This window comes from Staphylococcus warneri (genome assembly GCF_900636385.1).
GTDB classification, from domain to species: domain Bacteria; phylum Bacillota; class Bacilli; order Staphylococcales; family Staphylococcaceae; genus Staphylococcus; species Staphylococcus warneri.
On sequence record NZ_LR134269.1, the window covers coordinates 845253 to 865892 of the forward strand.

Genomic DNA, 20640 nt, shown 5'->3' on the forward strand with positions numbered 1-20640 from the left:
GGGGAAGACAATGATAAAGACATACATTTTTAGAAACGCATATGACTTAGCATATAGTTTCGACTTTTGTTTAATATTTATAATTGAACAAAATTACATGTATAAGTGGCACTTTATTATGAATAAACTTAACCCCATATACTTAAAAGATTACTATAAAATAGGGGGATATGAATGACTGAATGGACTAAAGAAGAACGCTATCAACGAATAGAAGATGCTGATAGCGATAAATTACTAAATTTAAAACAACAAGTAAAACTATCTCCGTATAGACAAACTTTTCATATTCAACCAGAAACGGGTTTATTAAATGATCCCAACGGTTTAATTTATTTTGATGGAAAATATTATGTGTCACATCAATGGTTCCCTTTAGGTGCGGTACATGGTTTAAAGTATTGGTTTAATTATACAAGTGACGATTTGGTTCATTTCGAACCACAAGGTGTGATACTAAGTCCAGATACTAAATTCGATAGTCATGGCGTTTATAGCGGAAGTGCTTTTGAATATCAGGGCCATTTATATTATATGTACACTGGAAATCACCGTGATCATGCATGGCAAAGACATTCATCCCAAATGATTGCTAGAATGAAAGCTGACGGATCAGTAGAGAAATTTCCTAAACCTGTCATTAGCCAACAACCGGAAGGCTATACAAGTCATTTTAGAGATCCAAAAGTATTTCAAGTTGAGGATCAATTTTATGCGATTTTAGGTGCGCAAACTATGGATGAATTTGGTAGATTATTATTATATCGTTCGAAAGATATTGTGAATTGGCATTTCCAAGGAGAAATTAAAACATCATTAAATCAGTTTGGTTATATGTGGGAGTGTCCTGATTACTTTGAACTAGATGGCCATGATGTCATCATGTTTTGTCCACAAGGTCTTGATAGTGATGAAGATAAGTATCGTAATATTTATCAATCTGGCTATATTATGGGTGATTTAAATCTAGATACGTTAGAATTTGATCATCAATCATTTTTAGAATTGGACAGAGGTTTTGATTTTTATGCGCCACAAACATTTCTCGACCAAAATGGTCAACGTATCTTAATTGGTTGGATGGGATTACCAGACACAACATATCCTACAGATGAAGAAGGTTGGGCACATTGTTTAACTATTCCAAGAGTATTAAATATTGAAAATGGTAAGTTGAAACAAAGACCTATTCAAAGCTTAGAAAAATTAAGATATAACAAAGAAACAGCTTTAGGTTACGCTAATAAATTTACAACCAAGTTACATCCATATGAGGGTAAACAATACGAATTAATCATTGATATTTTGGAAAATGATGCATCTGAAATTTATTTTGAGTTAAGAACATCAAGATATCAATCGACAATGATTTCATATAATAAAAGAGACAATAAAGTGACACTTGATCGAACTGATAGCGGTGTATTACCAGGCAATGTAGAAGGCACAACACGTAGTACAAAACTGGATTCAACCTTAACACAATTACGAATCTTTGTTGATACCTCTAGTATAGAGATTTTTTGTAATGACGGTGAACGTGTCTTAACATCAAGAATATTCCCTTCAGAGGAAGCAACTGGTATTAAGACTTCGACAGAATCAGGACAAGTCTATCTACAATTTACAAAATATAAGTTGAAAGGTGATCTTTCATGAGACGTTTATTCGCAATAGGTGAAGCGTTAATAGATTTTATGCCAACAGTAACTGATACTGCACTTAAAGACGTTGAACAATTTTCTCGTCAAGTAGGAGGTGCACCTTGCAACGTTGCTTGTACAGTTCAAAAGTTAGGTGCACAAGCTGAAATGATAACGCAACTTGGCAATGATGCATTTGGAGATATTATCGTTGAGACACTGAATCAAATTGGTGTTGGTACTGATTATATTAAGAGAACAGATGAGGCGAATACAGCACTCGCATTTGTAAGTTTAAAGGCAGACGGACAAAGAGACTTTTCATTTTATCGGAAACCATCTGCAGATATGTTATATGAAGCTCAAAATATTGAAGATTTAGACGTGGGTAAGGGTGATGTTTTACATTTCTGCTCGGTTGATTTAGTAGATAGCCCTATGAAACAAGCACATTTGGCAATGGTCGAGAAATTTAATCAACATCAAGGAACCATTGTTTTTGATCCTAATGTTCGCTTACCTTTATGGGATAATAAAGAGGATTGTCGTAACGCTATATTGACATTTATACCTAAAGCACATGTCGTTAAAGTTTCAGATGAAGAAATTGAATTTATTACGAGAGAGCAAGATGAATCTAAAGCGATTGAATCGCTATTTGTAGGCAATGTTGAAGCGGTAATTTATACTCGAGGCGCTAAGGGAGCCTCAATCTATTTGAAAGATGGTACAGTTAAACATCATGAAGGCTTTAAAGTCAAAGCTATCGATACTACTGGTGCTGGAGATGCCTTTATAGGTGCTGTAATAAGCCAAATATTAATACAACAAGATATGGCGATAGAGTCATTATTTAAACAACAGGGTGAATCAATCTTGCAATTTAGTAACCTTGTTGCAGCAAAAGTAACGACAAAATATGGTGCCATTGAAAGTATTCCTACATTAGAAGAAATTGATAACGCGTAATAAAACAACCATCCGTTTTACACTGACGGATGGTTGTTTATTTATATTAATAATGGAATTATATCTTTTTGACATTACGAACTGATGCATAACAATGCTCTTTATTTTTAAAATAGACAATGCGTTCTTTAGAATCAATTGACTCAATATTTCTTCGGTTAATCACAAAGCTATTATGACATCTAAAGAAACGGTCATCTAATTGACTTAATTCTTTAAGGTTACCATAAAATTCGATTTGTCTATTATCTAAATGTGCAATTAAACGATGTGATTTACTAGATGATTCGAAAAACATAATATCGTCATATTGTACATAAACTGAATTACTACCACGCTTTAACTCTATTGTTTCTACATTACTTTCTTTAGATAATAATTTAAGTCTTGTGTGAGCTGTTTCTAAACAATCGATAATACGTGTTTTCAGTTCTGCAGGATCATCTTTGAATATAAAATCCATTGCAGCCACTTTATAAACGAAAGTGAGATACGTTAATTCACTATGACTTGTTACAAAAATGATATTACCTACAGGATCATGTTTTCGAATTTCACTACCTAATTTAATACCATTTATATCAGCTTCAAGTTGAATATCTAAGAAATAACAACCGATGTCATTCATATTTTTGGATTGCTCAAGCACTTCATAAGGATCATCAGTTGCGAGAGCAAGCTCCATAGGCTTTTCCTCAATCATAATATAATTTTTAATAATTGAAGCCATATTTTCTCGTTGTTTTGGATCATCTTCGCAAATGAATATTTTCATGATTTCACATCCTTATGATTCTTTATCGATTATTTCTATTTTTTGAATAAAAAAGCCATTTTCAATGACTGTATCTAATAATACATTATCATTATTATCAGTGATTTCTTTAAGTGTAGATAAACCTAAACCTCGATTATCACCTTTTGTAGAAAAACCTTCTTCAAATAGTTCATGCACACGAGGAATGCTATCTTTACATTTATTCATGATAATAAGCGTTACTGATTCATCTTCTTTGAAAAAGGCGATACGAATAAGGGCATCTTCTAATGATTCTGATGCTTCAATCGCATTATCCAATGTAATACCAATAATACGGCTTAATTCTATCGTATTCATATCAATGCGTTCAATCACATCGGGCACTTCAATACTAATCGCGATTTCTTTCTCTTGAGCTTGAAGAATCTTCGTCGTAATAAGACCTTTGATTTCACGGACCTTAAGCTTCTCAATACCGTTAAGTTTAAGTGAACGTGTTTCTAAGTTATCTTTCATCGGTACAATTTGTTCATTGAAATACTGACGTAAGCCTGGCATATCGTCTTCACGAATAAATTCGGACATCGTAGAAAGAATATTGACATAGTCATGTCGAAACTTACGCATTTCATTATTAATAGATTCAATTTTCAAAGTATATTCATAATACGTTTCAATCTCTTGAAGATTACGTTTATAACGCATTTCACGTAAAGTGAACATTGAAAGAATGAAAATAATGATGCTTAAAAAGATAATTAAACCAACAAAAATAATTCCATAACTTCTTAAGCTTTCGAATGCAGAAGTATTAACTAAAGAATAAGAGTAAAAAAATACAAACGATATTACTAATACTAAGGCGATGATAATATTATATGTTTTATTCATTGAAAGGTATGATGTTTTTAGTTTTTGTAATAAAAATCTCAGAACTAGAGAAGTTATCAAAGAAACTATAAAAAATACTAGCATGTATATTGTAAGTAGTATATATGTATCAGTGATTTTATCTAAAACTGTTACGTACAATACTAAAGTAGTGAAGTTGCTCAAATACATTATCAATGAAGTAATTAAAACAGCCAAAATAGAATAAAATTTAATTTTCCTATATAAGAAAATTAGGCTAGATATTACTACAAATAGTAAAGATTTCGTACCAAATAATTCGTATAATACAAGAGAAGAGATTATAATCCCTATGATGATAAAATAATCTCTTCTTGTATATTTGATAAACGATATTAATTTTGTAACCCAAAAGTATAAAATTAATTGCAAAATAGCAAACGGTATATTATTGATTAATTCCATTTAATACACGCTTTCTAAATTAAATGATGTTATTCGTATATCTTAGTTAATTCGCTAGGTACTTCTGGCTCATCAAAGAAGTTAGTACAAGGACTATAACCAGCTACAAAACCAACAAATTCCATGATTGAAGTGAAAAATTTAAAAAATAAATTGACTAAAAATTCCATAATGTTAATCCTCCTTAGGGAAAAAGATAGGTAATAATGTAATTGATTCAACAATAATTCCAAATAAAATTAATTGTGAATATGGCTCTTTAATTATAAACGATATTAATACTAATAACATGTAAACTACAGATGAGTATTTAGGATTTACAATAATTCAAATGGAAGGAGTGATTTCAATGACTGCAGATATCATTTCAACAATTGGTGATTTTGTAAAATGGATTTTAGATACAGTAAAAAAATTCACTAAATAATAGTAGAAATTCATTGTAACTTTGTTTTCTTCGTATAAAAGGTGAGTTATTAAGCCATCCCAACTTAATAACTTGCAACATTAGTAGGTGACCAAACATTTACTAATATGACTGTAGTTTTCCTTGGACTCAGTGTTACGTATTATTCTTAGCTACCTTTAATTAGGTATTTTTCTAACATGTAAGCTATCGTAAAACAACATTCAATTTATCATTATAAAAAGAGATAAATTCACTAAAATTTTTTCATAATTAATAACATCCCCAAAAAAATAGATTGAAAAAATAACTGTAAAAACATTCCCTTAATAATAAGTTATCAAAAGCCGTGAGCCCCTCCCAAGCTCACGGCTTATTCTTATATGTGACAAAACCCACTCAATGAGTCTCATCGAGTGGGAATGATTCTTTTATTACTTATATAAATCAAGTTTAAGATTATCAAATACTGGAATTGATTGTCGTTGTTTTGTTACTTCGTTAATATCTATATTTACACTTAGAACATCTTCTTCACTTTCTAAACTTCCAATGACTTCACCATTAGGATTGATAACAATAGAGTGCCCAGCATAATCTGTTTGTCCGTCGTTACCACAACTATTTGTACCTATAATAAACATGTCATTTTCAATTGCGCGTGCTTTTAGTAAAGCGAGCCAATGATTTAATCTTACTGTTGGCCATTGTGCAACATAAAATGCTACTTTTGCGCCACTACGAGCAGGGTATCGCAGTAATTCTGGAAATCTAAGGTCATAGCAAATAATTTGAGTCGCCAAAGTCCCATCAGATAATGCAAAAGGTTCAGGAACATTCACACCGGGTGACATAAAATCAGGTTCTCTTAACATTGGAACTAAATGAATTTTATTATAATGATTAATACATTTACCACTTGATGATACTGTAAAGGCTGTATTATAAATATTTCGATCAATTTTATTTGATACAGAGCCGGCAACAATATCAACTTGATACCTTTGAGCTAGATTCTTAATAAATGGCAAACTATTTCTTAGGTTTTCATCTGCTAAATCATTTAATTTCTCTAACGCATAGCCGTTGTTCCACATTTCAGGGATAACTACAACATCTGTGTCGCTTTCTAATTTATCTTCAAACCATTGTTCAATTTTTGCCATATTTTTCTCAGATTGTCCATATTCGATATATATTTGAAATAGTTGAACTTTCATATATATCACTCCTCTTAAATGATTAATTATAAGATACTAAAATTAATTATAGATAGCAAAAAAGTGGGGTAATTTCTGTACGAAAATTACACCCACTCAGAGTTTTAATGATTCAATTATTTTTTAATAAGGAAACGAGGTTCAACTGGTTTAATATCTTTTTCGCCAGCTTGCTCACGTACATTACCAAATGGCATTTGAGCTACTAATTTCCATGTTTTAGGAATGCCAAATTCATTTGCAGTTGCTTCGTCAACGATTGGATTATAATGTTGTAATGAAGCACCGATGCCCTTAGTTGCTAATGCAGTCCATATAGCATATTGATGCATAGCATTTGTTTGATTAGACCAAATTTCAAAATTGTCATAGAAGTTTGGCATTTTTTCTTGTAATCCTGTAATAACATCTTGATCTTCATAGTAAAGAATCGTTCCGTATGAATGTTTGAAGTTATCAATTTTTTGACGTGTAGGTTCAAAATCACGGTCTGGACCCATTGTTTCTTTTAAAATAGCTTTTGTGTTTTCCCAGAATTTTTCATTTTTATCATTTAATAATAAAACGATACGAGTAGATTGAGAATTGAATGCTGAAGGTACATGTTTAACTGCATGTGCAATTAACTCTTCTAACTCTGAATCGTCAATTGAAATAGTACTTTCTAAATTGTATATTGTGCGTCTTTGCTCCATAGCGTCATTAAATGAAACGTCATTGTTCTTTTTATTAAATAAACCCATAATCAATCTCCTTTGTTATAGTTAATAACTATTTATATCTTAAGTATAAATATTATACTCGATAAAATAAACTAATAATTACTGGAAAATTTCAAAAATATTAATATTTTTTATCAATAAACATATATCAATGCATTCTTTGATTACTTTATATATACTTAGTTTAGTAAAGAAATAATAATAGGAGGTGACTTTTGATGCAGAAAAAGTTAAAACATAAATTAATGTTACCTGGATTTGCATTAATATTAAGCACATCATTTCTAAATCCGTCAGTTTTTGCTGCTGATAATTCAAATAAGCCACCTCAATCAGATACAACTCAAACAAGTGATTCAAATCAGAATAACAATAATCAGAATAATACTGATAATACAACAAATGATAGTAACAATAATGAACCATCAACTGATGATAAAAAGGATACATCTCAACCTTCTGATTCTAATCAAGATGATTCAAATCCATCTAACCAAGATCAAAATAATCCAAATAATAATACTTCAGACGGTAGTAAAGATGATAATCAAAATTCAGGACAAGATGATGGTTCTAATTCAAATGATAACTCTGATTCAAACGGTGGCTCTGCTGATAACAACGACAACCCTGGAAATCAAGATGGTCAGGATCAGACCGATAATGGTCAAGATAAACCTAATGATGACAAGAATGATGGGGCAGATGGCAATCAAGATTCTAATTCAAACCAAGATAAACCGGGTTCAAAGCCAGATGATAAAGATAATAATGATAATGGAACAACTGATGGTAATAATTCAAATCAAAATGGACAAGACAAACCTAACGGCTCTAACAATACAGATAAACCAGGATCTAACCAAAATGATGGCAATTCGAACAGGCAACCGGGTTCAGGCCAAAATAATCATCAACCATCTAAACCAGGCAATCATCAACCGCCTACAAATCATGGTCACCAGTCATCACAAGATGGAAACTCACAATATCCTGGTGTAGATAATTCAACGCATCAAACTAATGGACCAGGTTCTACGCATCAAGGGCAACCAAATTATCAAAGACCCAATCATTGGCAAAATACAAATAACCAAAATATTAAAAATGATCAATATCAGAATTCTAATCATAATTCAGTTCAATTAATGCCTCGATACGATTCTCAAAATCAAGTTTTAGGTCCTGTGAGAAAATCAAATTCACATTATCAGTCACAATCTAATACACCTAATTATGATAGCAATCGTTTTATGTGGCAAAGACCGGATACGATTTTCAACAATCAAAAAGGCTTTGAGCATACATCAAATCAACAATCTTTAATAAGAAGATTTAACTCTTTAGCCGAAGGTTCATACAAATATAATCCATTTGTGATTAATCAAATTCATCGACTTGATAACTCTAATGGTGCTGTTTCAGATAAGGACATTTACAATATTTTTAGAAAAGAAACTTTTAGTGGAAATCAATATTTAAATTCATTACAACAGTCATCGAATTATTTTAGATTTCAATATTTTAATCCATTAGATTCAAAGAAATATTATAAAAACTTAGATGATCAAGTTTTAGCTTTAATTACAGGTGATATAGGATCTATGCCTGATTTGAAGAAACCTGAAGATAAAGAATCAAGTGATAAAAGTGCTTTCAAAAATCATAGTGATGATAAAATAAGTACGTCAAATCAACAGAAAGAAAGTTATCAAAAAGAGCAGAAAACGAATCGATTACTAATGACGTTAGGTAGAAGTATGGTTGCAATCTTCATTGGTGTAATCATTGCATTTCTTCTAAAACGTCGTAAGCATGATGAAGGTGCTCAATAAAATGATATTAATAAAATAGAGCCAATCACTTTGTGAGTGACTGGCTCTATTAATTTATATTTAATTAAATATAAGATGGATGATAAAGTTGGCTTGTTCTTGTACTTTTTTAAGCGCGTCACCACCGAAGACTTGCATAATAACAACAGTACCGTTTTGTAACATGTGAATGCCGATTGGTATAGCGATTCTATTTGTATATGTATAAGCTAATGAGAATAACATTCCCATACCGAAATACATAGGTAAGAATTTAATATCATTATGTGCTAATGCAAAAAGAAGTGAGCTCACAATGGAAGCTATTAGAAAGGCAACGATACGATTACCTTTGATAGCGTTATATAATTCACCAAAAAGTACTTTTCTAAATACATATTCTTCTAAAATTGGACCAACAACTGAAATTAATATAATAAAGACTGGCATTTGTTTAGCAATAGCCATTAATCGCTCAGTATTAGGACTTTGTTGTTGTTGTCCTAAAACAAGTGTATAAATTAAACTCACAACAACTTGATATACCATGACGATACAAAATCCAAGTAATGCCCAACTGATGATGTATCGTTTAGGTTCTTTATGACCTGCTTCCAATCGAGTGGGATTTTTAATATATAAGTTAATTAATATGATTAATATAGCAGCAATAATAAATAATGATACTTGTGTATATATCATAAATTGAGTTGTTTCCATACCTTTTTCTGGATGGATTAATCCACTTCGTAATAACATGCCTGGTAAAAATTGAGCTAAGGCATAAATTAATACTGTTAATAATGACACCCAAAATCTTTTCATATTGGACCTCCGATTTTCTGTTTATAGTTTATTTTATCGTAAAAAATCATTATGTACAAAATAAATTCAAAGACGTCCTGCTTGAAATGTTGACCAAATTTGATTATTATAAAAGTAGTTTAGCACTCTAAAAGTTTAAGTGCTAAAATTCGTACTCAACAAGGAGGAACAATCATGCTTAAACCATTAGGAAATCGTGTGATTATTGAAAGAAAAGAACAAGAACAAACAACTAAAAGTGGTATCGTATTAACAGATAGTGCTAAAGAAAAATCAAATGAAGGCATCGTTAAAGCAGTTGGAAAAGGTCGCTTATTAGACGATGGTTCTAGAGTTGCTCCTGAAGTAAAAGAAGGGGATACAATTGTATTCCAACAATATGCAGGAACAGAAGTTAAACGTGGCGATGAAACATACATCGTATTAAATGAAGACGACATTTTAGCAATTATTGAAGCATAAAATAAACGTATTATAAAAAGTAAGAAGATTGACAATACTGGAGGTTAGACATAATGGCTAAAGATTTAAAATTCTCAGAAGACGCACGTCAAGCAATGTTACGTGGTGTAGATAAATTGGCAAATGCTGTGAAAGTGACAATTGGACCAAAAGGACGCAATGTTGTATTAGATAAAGAATATACAGCACCATTAATTACAAATGATGGTGTTACAATTGCGAAAGAAATTGAATTAGAAGATCCGTATGAAAATATGGGTGCCAAATTAGTTCAAGAAGTAGCTAACAAAACAAATGAAATTGCTGGTGATGGTACTACAACTGCAACAGTATTAGCACAAGCAATGATTCAAGAAGGTCTAAAAAACGTAACTAGTGGTGCAAACCCTGTAGGTTTAAGACAAGGTATTGATAAAGCAGTTCAAGTAGCAGTTGAAGCTTTACATGAAATTTCTCAAAAAGTAGAAAATAAAAATGAAATTGCTCAAGTAGGTGCCATTTCTGCAGCAGATGAAGAAATTGGTAAATATATTTCAGAAGCTATGGAAAAAGTGGGTAATGATGGTGTTATTACTATAGAAGAATCTAGTGGCTTTAATACTGAATTGGAAGTTGTAGAAGGTATGCAATTTGATAGAGGTTACCAGTCACCATATATGGTCACTGACTCAGATAAAATGATTGCGGAGTTAGAACGCCCATATATTTTAGTTACTGATAAGAAAATTTCTTCTTTCCAAGATATTTTACCTTTATTAGAACAAGTGGTTCAATCTAATCGTCCAATTTTAATTGTAGCAGATGAAGTAGAAGGCGATGCATTAACTAATATTGTATTAAACCGTATGAGAGGTACCTTTACAGCAGTAGCAGTTAAAGCACCAGGATTTGGTGATCGTCGTAAAGCAATGTTAGAAGACTTAGCAATTTTAACAGGTTCACAAGTCATTACAGATGATTTAGGATTAGAATTAAAAGATGCTTCAATTGATATGTTAGGTAGCGCTAATAAAGTTGAAGTAACTAAAGATAATACGACTGTCGTTGATGGAGACGGTGATGAAAATAATATCGATGCAAGAGTTAGCCAAATCAAAGCACAAATTGAAGAAACTGATTCTGACTTCGATAGAGAAAAATTACAAGAACGTCTTGCTAAATTAGCCGGTGGTGTGGCAGTCATCAAAGTAGGTGCTGCTAGTGAAACTGAATTAAAAGAACGCAAATTACGCATTGAAGATGCTTTAAACTCAACTAGAGCAGCTGTTGAAGAAGGTATCGTTGCTGGTGGTGGAACAGCGTTAGTAAATATTTATAAAAAAGTAAGCGAAATTGATGCAACTGGCGATGTTGAAACAGGCGTTAATATTGTCTTAAAAGCATTGCAAGCACCGGTTAGACAAATTGCAGAAAATGCGGGCTTAGAAGGTTCCATTATTGTAGAACGTCTTAAAAATGCAGATGCAGGCATTGGATTCAATGCAGCAACAAATGAATGGGTTAATATGCTAGAAGAAGGTATTGTAGACCCTACCAAAGTAACACGTTCAGCATTACAACATGCAGCAAGTGTAGCAGCAATGTTCTTGACAACTGAAGCTGTAGTAGCAACAATTCCAGAAAAAGATCAATCAGATCAAGCTGGAATGGGTGGCGGCATGCCTGGTATGATGTAAGTTCACGCCATCGCATAGATCGATTGATAAAACCTTCATAAATTAGACATAATGATAATAAAAACTTTCTAGTGATAACTTCCACTAGAAAGTTTTTTATTTATCAAAAATTATGCGTTTTCAAGCTAGTTATTAAAAATAATAACAACTTTTTCAAATAAAATAGCAAAAAAACACATAGAATAAAATAGTTGTGACACCACTTCTTAAATGTTATATTATTTATTGTGATTTTTATAAATAAATGTTTTAATTCATCAGCAATGTGTTGGCTTGAATTAGAGCATAATTCTTTTTTGACAATCAAATAATAAGGAGGAAGTCATAATTGAAACACCCTAGAAAAGACAACCAAGAAAATAAAAAAATAAACTATTTTTCCATTAGAAAATTAAAAGGGTATGGCGTAACAAGTATAACTATAGCTTCTTTGTATTTACTATTTGGACATTCCAATATTGCAAATGCAGCAGAAATCAATCAACCTAATGAAATAGAATTTAATTATACAAATAGTAAAGTAGTTAAAGATAAGCAAGATGAGAAACAACTTAATCAAAATAGCGAAATAATAAATGAAATACCAAATAATACTAACAATGAAGCAACGCCAATAATGGATGATAAACAGGTGACTTCTGAACAATCAATAAGTGGAAATAATGAACAATTAAAACAATTAATTCAACAGTATAAAAAAATAAATTTAGATGATAAAACAGATGAATCAATAAAAGAATTTAATCATGATATTTCTAATGCTGAACAATTTTTACAAAAGCAATCTACTCAAGCAGAAATAGATGGCTATTACAGAAATTTTATTAACAGTGCATCTAAATTAAAAAGAAAAAAGAATAACGATCAAGTTCTTACTATTAAAAAGCAAAATGCCAATAAAGGTGTACCTGCAACCAATTCAGAGCCATCAAGCAATAATCAACATTCTCAAGTAGTTCGACAACCAAGAGGTACAAGTTTTAGGGCTGTACCTAATCAAAACAGTAATGACCCTTTAAAATACAATGAAACTAATACAGGTGTCATTAACGGACACTTTGATCAAGTATCTGGAGGGAATTTGCCCAATCAAAATACAAGCTTAACGGTTGTTAAAGATGTTATAGGATGGACGAGTTTATCTACAGATCCAGATAAAGAATTTCCAATTGTAATGACTACTAGAGTTAGAAACTACCCAACATTTATGAGTGATAGTTCTGCTCCTTATGGTGTCGTACTAGCAAGAACTACAGATGGATTTGAAAGACGTGTACCTGATCCTAGAGTAGCTGGTATTTATCAAGATATTGATGTTGCACATAATTCAGAATTAGTCGTAGATTTCATATCATCAGCTTTGGCAACAATAAATGCTTGGCCTGGTGTTAAAGCCAAAATTACTACACCAGACGGTAATCGAGTATTATTTGATAAACAAATAAATGGTATGGGTAAATACCCAACTGGAAAACTTAATCTCATGATTAATATACCGAGTGATGTTGATAGAGTAAGACTATCTTTTATTCCAATTTCAAATTCATACACATTAACTTCTAACCAAACTAGTAGTGCGTATGGTTTTGGAGATAATCCAAATTACATGTATGGTGGTGCTGTTAGTAGGGTTAATGTTAATAGTGGTGCTTATGTTGTATCTAGAGTAACTGAAGTCAAATACGATTTTACGAGTGATTCATCAACTTCAAATTATGCACGTGGCACGATTACAGTAATCCTTGAAAATAAAGGCCATACAAGCTCAAATGAAACTATTTATCGAGTAACGTTACCTCAAGGAACAAAATTTGTTTCTGCAACAAACGCAAGTACAAACTATAATGAGGCAACGAGTATATTAACTCTTAATGCAGGAAAAGTATCAGCTGGAACTACTAAAACGATATCGTATACAGTTGATTTTCCAGCTGTGAAACCAAGTATTGTAGATTTAGATGGAAATGTAACTTATAGAACAGATGCTTCATTTCGAGGAGATGATAGACAAAAATCAGGTATAGATGAAGTAGAACAACAACAAGTTGCGATATTAATGTATAAAGAAGACTTAAGAAACAAATATAATGATACGAAACAATATTTGGATACAATTAATGAAGCCGATTATACAACAGTTTCAGTTAATAATTTAAAATTAAAACTTGATGAAGCAAAAGCTATTTTAGATGAAGCAAACAATAATGTGCCAATGGCTGATAGAAAAAACCAAGATTTTATCAATCAAATTACTACTGAAATTGAACATGAAAAAATCAAACTTAAACGGCTTACGCCTTCTATACCAGTAATGACTACTAATGAAGAAAATGCAAGTTTAACGGTTACTCCACAAGGAGATACTGATAAAATGACAGTGCAATACATTGGTCCGAATGGAGATGCGAAAGAAGTTATTGCTACTAAAGCAGGAAATCAATGGAGATTGAATGACATCCCAACAGGTTTTAGTATTGATAATAGAAACGGTTCAGTGACAGTCAATTATCAAGGTGTACAAAACGGTAGTGAAGTTTCCGCATATGATACAAGCGGGAATAGTGATCCAAGTGATGAAGTAAGAAAAAATGTTCCTTTAAAACAAGATACACCATTGGCGCCAGTGATAACACCAGATGAAGCGAACGCGAGTGTAACGGTAACACCACAAGGTGATTCGGATAAGATGACAGTCCATTATATAGCACCAAATGGCGATCCAAAAGAAGTAATCGCAACAAAAACAGGCGATCAGTGGACATTAAATGAGACACCGACTGGCATCAGTATAGATAATACAAGTGGAGCAGTAACAGTAAGCTATCAAGGTATTCAAAATAGTAGCGAGGTTATTTCTACAGAAAAATACGGAAATAGTGATACAAGTCCAGAGTCACGAGCAAATGTCCCGGTGAAAGAAGCGACGCCAGCGGCGCCAACAATTACACCAGATGAAGCAAATGCAAGTGTAACGGTCATACCACAAGGTGATTCGGATAAGATGACAGTCCATTATGTAGCACCAAATGGCGATCCAAAAGAGATTCTCGCAAGCAAAGTAGGGAACCAATGGACATTAAATGAAACACCGATTGGCATCAGTATAGATAATACAAGTGGAGCAGTGACAGTAAGCTATCAAGGTGTTCAAAATGGAAGTGAAGTCACAGCTAATGAGAGTCATGGCAACAGTGATTCGAGTACAGAAGCAAGAGCAAACGTGCCATTAAAAGAAGCGACGCCGATGGCGCCAGTGATAACACCAGATGAAGCAAATGCAAGTGTAACGGTAACACCACAAGGTGATTCGGATAAGATGACAGTCCATTATGTAGCACCAAATGGCGATCCAAAAGAGGTTATCGCAACAAAAACAGGTAATCAGTGGTTATTAAATGAGACGCCAACAGGAATTAGTATAGATAATGCGAGTGGTGCAGTGACAGTAAGCTATCAAGGTATTCAAAATGGCAGCGAAGTCAGTGCGAGTGAAACGCATGGTAATAGTGACATAAGTACAAAAGCGCGAGCAAATGTGCCAGTGAAAGAAACAACGCCGATGGTGCCAGTGATAACATCAGATGAAGCGAGTGCAAGTGTAACAGTCACACCACAAGGTGAATCGGATAAGATGACAGTGCACTATATTGCGCCAAATGGAGATCCAAAAGAAGTTATCGCAACTAAAGTAGGTAACCAATGGGCATTAAAAGAGACACCGACTGGAATTAGTATCGATAATACGAGTGGAGCAGTGACAGTGAATTATCAAGGCGTTCAAAATGGCAGCGAAGTAAGCGTAAGCGAAACACATGGTAATAGTGATGCAAGTCCAGAAGCAAGAGCAAATGTACCGGTGAAAGAAGCGACGCCAGCGGCGCCAACAATTACACCAGATGAAGCGAGTGCAAGTGTAACAGTCATACCACAAGGCGATTCAGATAAGATGACAGTCCATTATGTAGCACCAAATGGCGATCCAAAAGAGGTTATCGCAACTAAAGTAGGTAACCAATGGACATTAAATGAGACACCGACTGGCATCAGTATCGATAATACAAGTGGAGCAGTGACAGTGAATTATCAAGGCGTTCAAAATGGAAGTGAAATAAGCGCAAGTGAAACACATGGCAATAGTGATGTAAGTCCAGAAGTACAAACAAATGTGCCAGTGAAAGAAACAACGCCGGTGGCGCCAGTTATAACACCAGATGAAGCGAGTGCAAGTGTAACAGTCACACCACAAGATGATGCGGATAAGATGACAGTCCATTATGTGGCACCGAATGGAGATGCGAAGGAAGTAATCGCAACTAAAGTAGGGAACCAATGGACATTAAATGAAACCCCAACAGGAATTAGTATCGATAGTGCGAGTGGAGCAGTGACAATAAGCTATCAAGGTGTTCAAAATGGAAGTGAAGTTACAGCTAATGAGAGTCACGGTAATAGTGACACAAGTCCAGAAGCGAGAGCAAATGTGCCAGTGAAAGAAGCAACGCCGATGGCGCCAGTGATAACACCAGATGAAGCGAGTGCAAGTGTAACAGTTACACCACAAAGTGATGCAGATAAAATGACAATTCATTATGTAGCGCCAAATGGAGAAGCGAAGGAAGTTGTCGCAACTAAAGTAGGAAACCAATGGACGTTAAATGACACCCCAACAGGTATCAGTATCGATAATACAAGTGGAGCAGTGACAATAAGCTATCAAGGTGTTCAAAATGGAAGTGAAGTTACAGCTAATGAGAGTCAAGGCAATAGTAATGCGAGTACAGAAGCAAGATCGAACGTGCCGGTGAAAGAAGCAACGCCTACGGCGCCAGTGATAACACCAGATGAAGCAAATGCAAGTGTAACTGTAACACCGCAAGGTGAATCAGATAAGATGACAGTGCATTACATTGCGTCAAACGGTGATTCAAAAGAAGTAATCGCAACAAAGAAAGACAATCAATGGACACTAAACGAGACAACAACAGGCATCAGTATCGATAATACAAGTGGAGCAGTGACAGTAAGCTATCAAGGTGTTCAAAATGGAAGTGAAGTTACAGCTAATGAGAGTCACGGTAATAGTGACACAAGTCCAGATGCGAGAGCGAATGTACCAATGAAAGAAGCGACGCCGATGGCACCAGTGATAACATCAGATGAAGCGAGTGCAAGTGTAACAGTTACACCACAAAGTGATGCAGATAAAATGACAATTCATTATGTAGCGCCAAATGGAGAAGCGAAGGAAGTTGTCGCAACTAAAGTAGGAAACCAATGGACGTTAAATGACACCCCAACAGGTATCAGTATCGATAATACAAGTGGAGCAGTAACAGTGAATTATCAAGGCGTTCAAAATGGAAGTGAAGTTACAGCTAATGAGAGTCACGGTAATAGTGATGCAAGTACAGAAGAGAAAGCGAATGTACCGGTGAAAGAAGCAACACCAAAAGCACCAATAATCATAACTGATGAAGCGAGCGCAAGTGTAACAATTACACCAGAAAGTAATGCAGATAAGATGACAGTGCATTATATTGCGCCAAACGGCGATCCAAAAGAAGTAATCGCAACAAAAACAGGCGATCAGTGGACATTAAGTGAAACGCCAGTAGGTATTAGTATCGATAATACAAGTGGAACAGTAACAGTCAATTACCAAGGCGTCAAAAACGGTAGTGAAGTGAGTGCGAGTGAAACCCATGGTAATAGTAATCCAAGTGAAAAAATAGTGACTAATGTCCCTGTGAAACAAAGTAAACCTATGTCGCCAATAATCACATGGGATAGAGAGAAAAAATCAGTTTCTATTAAACCAAATGGGAAAATAGATAAGATGAAAATACAAATTATAAGTTCGGCTAATAATACTGATAAAGAACTTATTGCGACAAAAGTTGTTAATCAGTGGAAACTTAATAAGAAAATGAATGGAATTCAAATAGATCGTAAAACTGGTATAGTTACAATTGATTATCGAATGTCCCAAAATTTCAAAGAATTACTAGTAAGTAGTAAATTCGGTAATAGCGATGAAAGTGAAATTATTCATTTTATAATTCCGAAATTTAAAGGTTTAGTTTATGACCTAGATAATTACAACAAACAAGAAAATACAGTTTATGAATTTGAAAATGAAAATATTAAAAAGCAATCTGTAATTAAGAAACAGGTGAAAGCAAGCAAAATAGAATTACCGAATACTGGAAAGAAACAAACCGATGAAAAAGGAAACGCTAGTATTGTTTTATTACTTTTAGGGTTAATACTTTGTAAATTAAATTTGAAAAGAAAAGACTTATAGTATAAAAGGGTATATAATAAAATATATTAATAACATGTTGACTAAAAAAGAGAATTTAAGGAGTTATTATGTATTTTATTATCGCAATCTTTACTAGTATTAGTTCGTTAGTAAGTTTATTTTATGCAATCGATGCATGTATTAAAACTAAACAAGTGAATGCGCTTTATGCGTTTGCTAGAAGTTTTTCAATAGCATTATTATGCGTTGCAACATTATTCTTTATAAATCATCAGTTTCTATTTGCTATGACATTTTTAATGGCACTAGTTCAATTGATAGATGGTTTTATAGGATTAAAAATTAAAGATAACTTAAAAGCTTATGGACCATTTTCATTAGCAATTATAGGATTTATTTTATTACTATTTATCTAAAGTTCATTATATAAATAGTATAAAAAAAGGTTAGACCAACTTAATTTGTGGTCTAACCTTTTTGTTTTATTATCTTAAATCATCAATTGCTTTAGCAATTGAATCAAAAACATGTGGAATATCATCTTTTTCTACACAACTAAATGCGATTCTTATATCTGTTTCATTTAATGCGATGACACCGATTGAATATTCTTCAATTAAATGTTGACGTAATGTTTCAGGATTTACGTCTTTAACTTTAATTGCCATAAAGTAACCAGAATTAAAATCATAGGCTTGCCAATGAGATTGATATTGGTCGGCATATACGACTGATTTTGTTACTTCATATCGTTCTCGTAATGTAGTTATATTTTGTTCAATTTCCTTATTAAATTGATCATTATTTTTTAGGACATGTTTAACAGCACTTTGAGATGGTAGTGGACCACTTGAAATATTACTACGTATTAGTCCTTTAGTTTTTGCTTCTAAAACATCTTTAGTAGGTGTGTCCTCAACACCGAATGTGATAAATCCTACACGGAATCCCCACGCAAAGAATTCTTTAGTTGCACCATCTAATCTCACTGGAAGTACATTTTTAGAGTGAATATTTGTTAAAGCAGTGAATAGAGATTGAGTGTAGACATCTTCATAAAATAATCCATAGTATGCATCGTCAATAACTGCCACAACTTGTGTTCCTTTTGCTGCTAATGATTCGATAGCTTTGACAATTGTTTGTACTTCCTCATTATTAGGTGTATACCCAGTAGGATTATTTGGATAATTTAGAATCATTACGACTTTATCTTTATTATAAGATTCTAAAGATTTAACTAAAGCTTCTGTAGTATAATGACCATTTTTATCAAATATTGGATAAGTATCAATATTTGCATTGTGTCGTGTGTTAAATACTAATTTATAGTTCCCCCAGTTATGCTCAGGTAATAAAATAGTATCTCCTGAATTAATGAATAGGTCAGCGACAAGTGAAAGTCCATGAGTGAGTGCATTAGTAACAATTGGTCTTGTCATGACTTCTTTGGTTAAATCAGGATTATCTTTTAACATTTTTTCCTGCCATAAATCACGCAATTCTTCAACACCTTGAGGTGGCGCATATGGAAAAATTTCATCTGGTGATAGTTCATTAAACATTTGATTTAGAGCATTGGCATACATTTTACCTTTATCATTGGTTGCCATACCTATTGTTGCATTATACTTAGTGCTCTTTGCTTCAGCAGATTGAGAAAGTATACCTTTTGGATAAAACATATTTTGCCCTAAATCTGAAAGCATTGAAAAGATTTCAGGATTTGATTGTTTTAGTTGTTCATTTAAATTTTGGGCTAATGGGTTCATATTGAATAACCTCTCTTTTTTAAATTAAAGTCATTATCTTTATAGTATCTTGAAATTGTCCAAAGATAAAGTATTGTTATAAAAGATTTGGTTAATAATATTTATTCAGTAAAATATACGAACATATGTTCTATTTTATGTTAAGATAAGTATAGGTCATCGACATTTATGACACTTTGCATTTGGGAGGTGTAGTATAATGACGTGGTGGCAAGATGGAATTATAACTTTATTAACAGGTGGCCTACTTGTTATCTTTCGAATTTGGTTGGAAATCAATTGGAAAGATAAATAGATGACCATACACAAAATACCCCAAGCCTGCTGGTACCAGACTTGGGGTAGTGTAGTATAATTTGTGGATACAAATATATATTAACATCGTAATAAATATATCGCAATCAATATAACGTTTGACCGATTTTAGGAAAAACTGATAGTTTGATATAATTTGAAATAATGAGGTGAATACAATGAAGCACATGACTAAAATATTTGTAGTGTTAGCAATCATATTATTCATTATAGGTTATTATTTGCAAGCTACAGGTAATGAATCGTCTGGAATAAAATTATTACTTGCTGCTATTATGTTTATGATATGCGCTTTTATAAGTAGAAATAATGATCGTCGAAAAAATAATCATAAAAAGTAAGCAATTTAGAAATTAATTGTTAGAAAACAGTGTGTAATTTACATGCTGTTTTTTAATCTGTATATATTGTATATACATAATTTGATATTACATTGCCATATATTAAGAGAATTTTTATATACACTTTACAAAT

Annotated in this window: 17 protein-coding genes and 1 pseudogene; 10 read left to right on the forward strand and 8 right to left on the reverse strand. The window is 32.9% G+C overall.

The genetic code is table 11. From position 1 onward, the window contains the following. Window positions 1-174: 174 nt before the first annotated feature. Window positions 175-1659, forward strand: coding sequence for a sucrose-6-phosphate hydrolase (locus EL082_RS04105; RefSeq protein ID WP_049416233.1), 1485 nt, complete (start codon window positions 175-177; stop codon window positions 1657-1659). Continuing rightward, window positions 1656-2612: a carbohydrate kinase family protein gene (locus EL082_RS04110; protein ID WP_002466260.1), complete on the forward strand. Its 957-nt coding sequence runs from the start codon at window positions 1656-1658 to the stop codon at window positions 2610-2612. Before EL082_RS04105 ends, EL082_RS04110 begins: the two co-directional genes overlap by 4 nt. 58 nt (window positions 2613-2670) lie before the next feature. On the opposite strand, the gene agrA is transcribed toward EL082_RS04110, so the two are convergent. From agrA to EL082_RS12020, 4 genes and pseudogenes are all read right to left on the reverse strand, one after another. Beyond that, window positions 2671-3387, reverse strand: a complete 717-nt coding sequence (gene agrA, locus EL082_RS04115; RefSeq protein ID WP_002466277.1) for a quorum-sensing response regulator AgrA — start codon at window positions 3385-3387, stop codon at window positions 2671-2673. A gap of 12 nt (window positions 3388-3399) precedes the next feature. Beyond that, complete coding sequence (agrC, locus tag EL082_RS04120) at window positions 3400-4689, reverse strand: quorum-sensing sensor histidine kinase AgrC (protein ID WP_002466247.1); 1290 nt, start codon at window positions 4687-4689, stop codon at window positions 3400-3402. A 29-nt stretch (window positions 4690-4718) separates the two neighbouring features. Next, entirely contained in the window at window positions 4719-4859 is a 141-nt protein-coding gene (gene agrD / locus EL082_RS04125) for a cyclic lactone autoinducer peptide AgrD (RefSeq protein ID WP_002466272.1), read from the reverse strand. 4 nt (window positions 4860-4863) lie between these two features. Beyond that, window positions 4864-4974 (reverse strand): annotated as a pseudogene (locus tag EL082_RS12020) (accessory gene regulator AgrB); the annotation flags it as partial. A gap of 64 nt (window positions 4975-5038) precedes the next feature. Between EL082_RS12020 and EL082_RS04135 the strand changes: the two are divergent. Continuing rightward, complete coding sequence (locus EL082_RS04135; protein ID WP_015364841.1) at window positions 5039-5116, forward strand: delta-lysin family phenol-soluble modulin; 78 nt, start codon at window positions 5039-5041, stop codon at window positions 5114-5116. Window positions 5117-5529: 413 nt separating this feature from the next. Here the strand turns inward: EL082_RS04135 and EL082_RS04140 are convergent, their stop codons facing one another. Together EL082_RS04140 and EL082_RS04145 are read right to left on the reverse strand one after the other, a co-directional pair. After that, entirely contained in the window at window positions 5530-6315 is a 786-nt protein-coding gene (locus EL082_RS04140) for a carbon-nitrogen family hydrolase (RefSeq protein WP_002466274.1), read from the reverse strand. 116 nt (window positions 6316-6431) lie between these two features. Beyond that, window positions 6432-7058, reverse strand: coding sequence for a nitroreductase family protein (locus EL082_RS04145; RefSeq protein WP_002466261.1), 627 nt, complete (start codon window positions 7056-7058; stop codon window positions 6432-6434). Window positions 7059-7255: 197 nt separating this feature from the next. Here EL082_RS04145 and EL082_RS04150 point away from each other — a divergent pair, with 197 nt between their 5' ends. After that, a complete protein-coding gene (locus tag EL082_RS04150; protein WP_002466266.1) occupies window positions 7256-8872 on the forward strand; it encodes an SdrH family protein in 1617 nt (538 codons plus the stop codon). Between the two features lie 60 nt (window positions 8873-8932). On the opposite strand, the gene mroQ is transcribed toward EL082_RS04150, so the two are convergent. Next, a complete protein-coding gene (mroQ, locus tag EL082_RS04155) occupies window positions 8933-9676 on the reverse strand; it encodes an intramembrane glutamic endopeptidase MroQ (RefSeq protein WP_002466265.1) in 744 nt (247 codons plus the stop codon). A gap of 174 nt (window positions 9677-9850) precedes the next feature. On the opposite strand from mroQ, the gene groES reads away from it, so the two are divergent. The 4 genes from groES to EL082_RS04175 all read left to right on the forward strand — a co-directional run bounded on the left by groES (window position 9851) and on the right by EL082_RS04175 (window position 18495). After that, on the forward strand, window positions 9851-10138 hold the full coding sequence (gene groES / locus EL082_RS04160; RefSeq protein WP_002451577.1) for a co-chaperone GroES: 288 nt from the start codon (window positions 9851-9853) through the stop codon (window positions 10136-10138). A 53-nt stretch (window positions 10139-10191) separates the two neighbouring features. Further along, window positions 10192-11814, forward strand: coding sequence for a chaperonin GroEL (gene groL / locus EL082_RS04165; RefSeq protein ID WP_002466275.1), 1623 nt, complete (start codon window positions 10192-10194; stop codon window positions 11812-11814). Between the two features lie 328 nt (window positions 11815-12142). Continuing rightward, entirely contained in the window at window positions 12143-18118 is a 5976-nt protein-coding gene (locus EL082_RS04170) for a SasC/FmtB family protein (protein ID WP_126474882.1), read from the forward strand. A 68-nt stretch (window positions 18119-18186) separates the two neighbouring features. Next, window positions 18187-18495 carry a hypothetical protein gene (locus tag EL082_RS04175; protein ID WP_002466124.1) on the forward strand — a complete coding sequence of 103 codons (309 nt, stop codon included), beginning with the start codon at window positions 18187-18189 and terminating at the stop codon, window positions 18493-18495. A gap of 69 nt (window positions 18496-18564) precedes the next feature. Here the strand turns inward: EL082_RS04175 and EL082_RS04180 are convergent, their stop codons facing one another. Further along, on the reverse strand, window positions 18565-19851 hold the full coding sequence (locus EL082_RS04180; RefSeq protein WP_002466099.1) for an aminotransferase class I/II-fold pyridoxal phosphate-dependent enzyme: 1287 nt from the start codon (window positions 19849-19851) through the stop codon (window positions 18565-18567). 199 nt (window positions 19852-20050) lie between these two features. Here EL082_RS04180 and EL082_RS12025 point away from each other — a divergent pair, with 199 nt between their 5' ends. Then, entirely contained in the window at window positions 20051-20146 is a 96-nt protein-coding gene (locus tag EL082_RS12025; RefSeq protein ID WP_015364845.1) for a Trp-rich small protein, read from the forward strand. A gap of 178 nt (window positions 20147-20324) precedes the next feature. Next, on the forward strand, window positions 20325-20507 hold the full coding sequence (locus EL082_RS04185; protein WP_002466152.1) for an SE1626 family protein: 183 nt from the start codon (window positions 20325-20327) through the stop codon (window positions 20505-20507). Window positions 20508-20640 lie beyond the last annotated feature (133 nt).

Coding starts and splice junctions, on each gene's coding strand:
- EL082_RS04105 (WP_049416233.1), top strand. CDS start 175: ATGACTGAATGGACTAAAGAAGAACGCTATCAACGAATAGAAGATGCT.
- EL082_RS04110 (WP_002466260.1), top strand. CDS start 1,656: ATGAGACGTTTATTCGCAATAGGTGAAGCGTTAATAGATTTTATGCCA.
- agrA (WP_002466277.1), bottom strand. CDS start 3,387: ATGAAAATATTCATTTGCGAAGATGATCCAAAACAACGAGAAAATATG.
- agrC (WP_002466247.1), bottom strand. CDS start 4,689: ATGGAATTAATCAATAATATACCGTTTGCTATTTTGCAATTAATTTTA.
- agrD (WP_002466272.1), bottom strand. CDS start 4,859: ATGGAATTTTTAGTCAATTTATTTTTTAAATTTTTCACTTCAATCATG.
- EL082_RS04135 (WP_015364841.1), top strand. CDS start 5,039: ATGACTGCAGATATCATTTCAACAATTGGTGATTTTGTAAAATGGATT.
- EL082_RS04140 (WP_002466274.1), bottom strand. CDS start 6,315: ATGAAAGTTCAACTATTTCAAATATATATCGAATATGGACAATCTGAG.
- EL082_RS04145 (WP_002466261.1), bottom strand. CDS start 7,058: ATGGGTTTATTTAATAAAAAGAACAATGACGTTTCATTTAATGACGCT.
- EL082_RS04150 (WP_002466266.1), top strand. CDS start 7,256: ATGCAGAAAAAGTTAAAACATAAATTAATGTTACCTGGATTTGCATTA.
- mroQ (WP_002466265.1), bottom strand. CDS start 9,676: ATGAAAAGATTTTGGGTGTCATTATTAACAGTATTAATTTATGCCTTA.
- groES (WP_002451577.1), top strand. CDS start 9,851: ATGCTTAAACCATTAGGAAATCGTGTGATTATTGAAAGAAAAGAACAA.
- groL (WP_002466275.1), top strand. CDS start 10,192: ATGGCTAAAGATTTAAAATTCTCAGAAGACGCACGTCAAGCAATGTTA.
- EL082_RS04175 (WP_002466124.1), top strand. CDS start 18,187: ATGTATTTTATTATCGCAATCTTTACTAGTATTAGTTCGTTAGTAAGT.
- EL082_RS04180 (WP_002466099.1), bottom strand. CDS start 19,851: ATGAACCCATTAGCCCAAAATTTAAATGAACAACTAAAACAATCAAAT.
- EL082_RS12025 (WP_015364845.1), top strand. CDS start 20,051: ATGACGTGGTGGCAAGATGGAATTATAACTTTATTAACAGGTGGCCTA.
- EL082_RS04185 (WP_002466152.1), top strand. CDS start 20,325: ATGAAGCACATGACTAAAATATTTGTAGTGTTAGCAATCATATTATTC.